5 protein-coding genes are annotated in these 6,259 nt (G+C 73.0%); 2 read left to right on the forward strand and 3 right to left on the reverse strand.

Features of this window, described 5'->3' with window-relative positions; translation table 11 throughout:
- Nucleotides 1-76: 76 nt before the first annotated feature.
- The 3 genes from FMEAI12_RS28285 to FMEAI12_RS28295 form a co-directional block, all read right to left on the reverse strand.
- Entirely contained in the window at nt 77-1,066 is a 990-nt protein-coding gene (locus FMEAI12_RS28285) for an NAD-dependent epimerase/dehydratase family protein (protein WP_071060417.1), read from the reverse strand.
- A 10-nt stretch (nt 1,067-1,076) separates the two neighbouring features.
- Entirely contained in the window at nt 1,077-2,549 is a 1,473-nt protein-coding gene (locus tag FMEAI12_RS28290) for a helix-turn-helix domain-containing protein (protein ID WP_020463114.1), read from the reverse strand.
- Nucleotides 2,550-2,822: 273 nt separating this feature from the next.
- A complete protein-coding gene (locus FMEAI12_RS28295; protein WP_018504245.1) occupies nt 2,823-3,017 on the reverse strand; it encodes a hypothetical protein in 195 nt (64 codons plus the stop codon).
- 515 nt (nt 3,018-3,532) lie between these two features.
- Here FMEAI12_RS28295 and FMEAI12_RS28300 point away from each other — a divergent pair.
- Nucleotides 3,533-4,939 carry a nicotinate phosphoribosyltransferase gene (locus tag FMEAI12_RS28300; RefSeq protein WP_112108468.1) on the forward strand — a complete coding sequence of 469 codons (1,407 nt, stop codon included), beginning with the start codon at nt 3,533-3,535 and terminating at the stop codon, nt 4,937-4,939.
- A 124-nt stretch (nt 4,940-5,063) separates the two neighbouring features.
- On the forward strand, nt 5,064-5,786 hold the full coding sequence (locus FMEAI12_RS28305) for an NUDIX domain-containing protein (RefSeq protein WP_368672117.1): 723 nt from the start codon (nt 5,064-5,066) through the stop codon (nt 5,784-5,786).
- The last annotated feature ends 473 nt before the right edge of the window (nt 5,787-6,259 follow it).

Raw genomic sequence — 6,259 nt, forward strand, 5'->3', positions numbered from 1 at the left:
CACGCCGGCCCGGAGCCGATCGGGCATACCGGCGAAAGCCCCGCCGAAATCGCTGACGGTCCGACGGACACCGCCGTCACGAGACGATCGGGACGTCGCCGCGCCGCGCCGCGACCGGCTCGGGCACCGCCGTCGAGCGCCAGGCATCCGCGACGATCTTCTCGATGGTCGAGGACGGAGAGGTCCAGCCCAGGTCGGCCCGGATCCGGCGGCTGTCGGCGATGAGCGCTCTGGGTTCGGGCACCGGGGGCAGGGTCACCCGCGGCACGTCCCGGCCCGTCACGCTCTCCACCGTCCGCAGCACGTCGGTGACGCTCACGCCGAGGCCGCTGCCGACGTTGTAGACGGTGCAGCGGCCCGGCACGGTCGCCCGCAGCGCGGTCAGGTACGCCCGCGCCATGTCGACGACGTGGACGTACTCGCGGATCGACGCGCCGTCACCGTTCACCCGGAAGGCGTCGCGCCGGCCCGTTGCGACGCCGAGCGCGGCCGGGATGATCCGGCTGCTGTCCCGGTCGGCGTGCGAGCCGACCGCCCCCGCGACGTTGAACGAGCGCAGCACGACGGCGCCCAGCCGCCCGGTGGCGGCCTGGTAGGCCACCGCCTGCTCCGCGGCGAGTTTCGAGGCGCCGTAGGGATTCGTCGGCGCGGGTGCGCGTGTCTCCGGGATCGGTGAGGTACCCGTGTCCCCGTAGACGGCGCAGCTCGAGCCGAAGACGAACCGCGGGGCCACCCCGGTGGCCCGGGTGCCCGCGTCGAGGGCCGCCAGCAGGTTGGTCGTGCCCGTGACGTTCGCCGCGAAGTACCGCAGCGGCGTCTCGCGGGACTCCCGCACCCTGGTCAGAGCGGCGAGGTGGCACACCCCGTCGAACCCGCGGCTGACGCCCGCCGCGGCGAGCTGGCGTGGTTCGAGCAGGTCGGCCTGGACCACCTCGATCACCCTCGACAGCCTTGTCCGGGCCGTCGCGTCCCGGACGAGCGCGGTCACCTGGTGGCCGGCGGCCGAGAGCAGGTCGGCGGTGACGCCGCCGACGAACCCGGACGCGCCGGTGACGAGGATGCGCACAGCGGCCTGATCAGACCGATGCCCGCATGCGCAACCCGGGCAGGAGGGTCTCCCGGTGGCGCCAGGCGAGCTCCAGGCAGGCGGCGGCGGAGGGAGCGAGCGGCTCGGTGTCGACGAGCCGGCGCAGGGAGGCCTGGGTGAACGGGATCCCCTCGTGCGCCTGCCGGCCCGGCCCCGTCGAGACGACCGACCCCTCGGCGTTCGTCCGGACCATGTCGGCGAACAGCGTGTCGAACGTGTCGGCCTCCACGACCAGGACGGTGAGGATCTCGCCGAACAGGGTGAGCGCGTCGAGGCCCATGCCGAAGCAGAAGACCCGCAGCGTGCCCGCGCGGCGCGCCTGCTCGAAGGAGCGGAACGGCTCGTCGGTGTCGTAGTCGATCGGCCGGGACGAGCTGCCGTCGTGCTCGGCGTTACCCAGCAGTTCCTCGCTGAGCTCGCGCATGACGTTGCGCCACAGGTCGAAGTCGGCCTCGTGGTGGAACGGGGTGATCCCGGACGGCTGGAACACCCCCGCGGGCAGCACGTGGTACACCCCGCCCGCCGTCGCCACCGAGCCGGCGCTGCGCCGGTGCAGGACGAAGCTGGCGCTGCCCCGGTCGAGCCGGATCGTCAGGGTGTTGATGGAGGGCAGCGCGACCCGCCCGGCGAGGTCGAACGGATCGCCGATGCGGCGCCGGAACGGCAGCGCGGGCCAGGCGAGCTCGCCGCCCATCATCGCCGCCGCGGTCTCGTGCGCCACGGTCTCGCAGACGTCGACGGCGTCGAAGTAGGTGGTGTGGCCGAAGGTGAGGGTAGGGGGGGCACCCTCGGCCTCGGCGACGTCCAGCAGCCGGAAGCTGAGCCGGTTCTCGAACAGGGTCGGCCGGTCGAGGTCGCGCATCGCCCGGGTGTAGCGCTGGTAACGCGACTGCGCGCCGCCGTCGCCGACCAGCGGGCGGGTGGCGTCGGCCTCCGGCTCGGCGCCGGTGATCGCCGGCTCGCCCGCCGACTGCTCCCAGCGCAGGCCGATGTCGTTGATGTCCACCGGGGTGTCCCACACCCAGCCGGGACGGGCCAGCAGCCCGTTGCCGAGACGGTAGGCCTCCGGGTAGAGCCGGGCCGCGGCGCGGGCCAGGCTGATCCGGTGGTGGTTCAGGTGGTCCCGGGTCAGCCGCCAGGCGCGCTGGCTGCCGGCGACCTTCTCGACCGCGGAGCCGCGCGGTGGCTCACGACGCCGGTCGGCCAGACCGCCCGGGGCGAGTCCGACGTCCTCGGGTGACAGACCGAGGTTGCGTGCGATGTGGCGCAGCGTGGAGATGTCGTGGATCGCCCGCCGCCCGCTCTCGACCTTCGACACATAGGACTGGTCGAAGCCGAGGAGATCGGCGAGTTGCTGCTGGGTCAGGCCATGGGCCTGCCGGTACGCCCGTAGCAGCGATCCAATTCCAACGCTTGTTGGAGTTGGTCGCGGGGGGGTCCACAGCCAGGTTTGTCCAGTCACCCGCTGTCCTCTCGTCCGGCGTCGGAGTAACGCGAAGTGAGCATAACGAGTCGGGCATCTAGGAGCGCACACACATAAATCGAACTGTGTCTATTAGCCGAGTTTTATAGCTGACCGCGACGCCGTATGTACTTGCTGTCAATGGCTCGGGGACATGGCGAACTCGTAGCGCGACGTTCCGCCGTCTCGGCGGGCGTCCGCCGGGAAATCTCGGGGGAGCACATCTTGGCCACCGGGGGCACTTCTTGCCGCCCCCGAAGCGCTCGTCAGCGATCACCGGTTCGGGATCCCGTCCGCCAGATCAAGGAAGACGACCACGACGATCAACGCAAAGACCCAGCGCAGCAGGCCCATTCGCCCCCACACGTCGCGGAGCAGGCCGCGCCCCGCGCGCCCGCCGATCACCAGAAGCGCAAGCAGCGCGCCGCCGACGACAACGAGGAAAACCCCGGCATAGCTACGATCCACGCCCAGGACGATCTCATGGTCGAGGGGTTCTCGGGACAGTAACGGGGTGGGTACTCGCGATGTCGCGCGTAACGGGCGGATTCCGTGTCCTGGCGTCGATCACGGAGCCCCTGCTCGGGCGTTCTTGATTACGCTGAGTAAGTAGGAGGCGTGATGTGAATCACATAGCCTCTTAGGTGTTCGGGGCCGCTCTCAGGCATACCCACCTGCCCACCGGGGTACACAAGACCCCGCACTCGGCAGCCCGGGTCAGCCGCTCGACGGCGTAGGGGTGCTCGCCCGGCCGGCCGCACCGCCATCGGCCCGGCCACGCACCCGAGGACTACCCGACCCCCTGTCGGCGGACCACCCCGCCGGGCCTGATGGACTACCCCGCGGCCACCCAGAGGGCTACCCCACCCTCGTCCCTAGGCCCCGCGCACGTTCCTGCCCGTCACGTGCCGCCACCCGCCCCCGCGACCGCCGCCACCCGGGCCGTGGCCGGCCACCCGCCGCGGCCCGCGGGTTCGTCCGATGTGGTGCACCGGAAGCCTGTCGTCCCTACCCTGTTCCGGATGTCCACGGCGCTTCTGACCGATCACTACGAGTTGACCATGCTGCGGGCGGCTCTGCGCTCCGGCGCGGCCGAACGCAGAGCGGTCTTCGAGGTCTTCACCCGGTCCCTGCCCGCCGGCCGTCGCTTCGGAGTCATGGCCGGCACCGGGCGCCTGCTCGCCGCGCTCGCCGACTTCCGGTTCGGCCCGGCCGAGATCGACCACCTGTCCGCGACCGGCGTCGTGGATCCCGACACGGCCGACTGGCTGGCCTCCTACCAGTTCCGTGGCGACGTCGACGGGTTCGCCGAGGGCGAGCCCTTCCTGCCCGACACCCCCGTCCTCGTGGTGGAGGGCACGTTCGCCGAGTGCGTCCTGCTGGAGACCCTCGTCCTGTCGGTGCTCAACCACGACAGCGCCATCGCCGCCGCCGGCAGCCGCATGGTCGCCGCCGCCGGCGACCGGCCGTGCATAGAGATGGGTGGCCGGCGCACCCACGAGCAGGCCGCGGTCGCCGCCGCGCGGGCCGCCTGCCTCGTCGGCTTCACCGCGACGTCCAACCTGGAGGCGGCGCGCCGCTACGGCGTGCCCAGCGCAGGCACGAGCGCGCACGCCTTCACCCTCGCGCACCACGACGAGGCGGCGGCGTTCGCGGCCCAGGTCGCGGCACTCGGCGCCGGCACGACCCTGCTGGTGGACACCTACGACATCCCGACCGGGATCGCCAACGCCGTGGCCGCGGCGGGCAGCGAGCTCGGGGCGATCCGCATCGACAGCGGGGACCTCGCCGGCGGCGCCCGGGCGGCCCGCACCCAGCTCGACCAGCTCGGCGCCGAGTCCACCCGGATCATCGTCACCGGCGACCTCGACGAGCACTCGATCGCCCGCCTGGCCTCGGCCCCCGTCGACGGCTACGGCGTGGGCACCAGCCTGGTGACCGGGTCGGGCGCACCCACCGCCGGCTTCGTCTACAAACTCGTCGAGGTCGACGGTGAGCCGGTCGTCAAGACTTCTGTGGGCAAGCGCAGCCGCGGCGGGCGCAAGGACGTCCTGCGCCGCCTGGGCCCGGACGGACTGGCCGTCGCCGACCTGGTCATCCCCAGAGCACCCCTCGACCGCTCCGCCGCCGGTGCGTCCGCTGCCCGCGTACCTGGCGGAGAGGCGCTGGACGGGGCTGTGGGTCGCCGGGACCGTCATCTCCTCGTCCCCCTGATGCGTGGCGGCCAGCTCGTCGCGGACACGCTCGTCGGCGCGGCCGGAGTCGCCCGGGCCCGGGAGCACCACCGGCTCGCCCTGGAGTCCCTACCGGCCGGCGCGCGCGAGGTCTCCTTCGGACGTCCGTGCCTGCCGGTCGTGGTCGCAGCGGCGGAGCCGCGGACCTCCTTCTGACCGGTGAAGCCGCGGGCACCGCGGACAGGGGCGCGCCGGCACGCCTGTCGGGGAGAGGGGTGCCGGCGCGGGTGCCGGGGCGGACGGCCAGACTTGACCGGTGGCCTCCGTCTCGTCGGCGAACGTGACGTCCGGCGCGACTGGCGGCGACCAGGCCCGGATACCGGCCGTCGCCGTCAGCGTCGACGTCGTCCTGCTGACCCTGCGCGCCGGACGGCTGTGCGTCCTTGTCATCCAGCGCGACAGTGAGCCGTTCCGCGGTTGCTGGGCGCTGCCCGGCGGCTTCGTCGGCCCGGACGAGGACCTCGACTCCTCCGCGCTGCGCCAGCTCGCCGAGGAGACCGGGGTGACCACCGCCGGCCACCTCGAGCAGCTGCGCACCTACGGCTGCCCGACCCGGGACCCGCGGACCCGGGTCGTCAGCGTCGCCTACCTGGCCCTGCTGCCGAACCTCCCGCAGCCCACCGCGAGCGGGGACGGACCGCAGGCCCGCTGGTGGCCGGTCGGGGACCTGGGCTCCCCGGACGGTCCTACCCTGGCCTTCGACCATCCGCAGATCGTCTCGGACGGAGTCGAGCGGGCGCGCGGCAAACTCGAGTACACGTCGCTGGCGGCCGCCTTCTGCGAGGAGCCGTTCACCCTGGCCGACCTGCGCCGGGTGTACGAGGCTGCCTGGGGCGTGGTCCTGGACCCGCCCAACTTCCGGCGCAAGGTGCTCTCCACCCCGGGCTTCGTCGTCGCGGTCGGCCAGCGGGCCTCCCCACGCGGCGGCGGCCGCCCAGCCGAGCTCTACCGCCTCGGCTCCGCGACCGCCCTACACCCCCCGCTACTCCGCCGCTCGGTCTAGACGCCCACCAACAGCCGATCCAGTCGGTTCCGGCGCCTTCGGGGTCGCCGGAGCTCCCTGTCCTGGCGTGCATGAGGGGCCGGGCTTGCGGGCCGGGTGTTTCCCCGGGACCTGGCATCAGGAGGTTCGCGACCCGGGCTCATCGCCGGGGTCTCGCATCGCCGGGGTGTTCGCGGGCCGGGTGCTCCGCCCTGTTTGCTCTCCGTCTCCGCGCGTTTGTTCCGGTCTCAGGGTGAGTCCGTCGCTCCGAGTGGTTCATGCTCCGACTGAGGTGGTCGCTCCGCACGGTCCGCGAACCGTCCGCGCTGTTTGCTTCGCGACGGGGATCGCGACCCGCCGTGCCCGGACTCCAGCCCTCCGAACTGTTCCCTCAGAGCGGCGCCTGCCGGGCGATGCCGCGCTGGGCGCCCGGGCCACGGGGACCGGCCGCGCCGCGCTGGGGGTGGGGTGGGTGCGCGGCGACTGTCGGTATC

The organism is Parafrankia sp. Ea1.12, from assembly GCF_900465275.1.
Lineage (GTDB): Bacteria > Actinomycetota > Actinomycetes > Frankiales > Frankiaceae > Parafrankia > Parafrankia soli.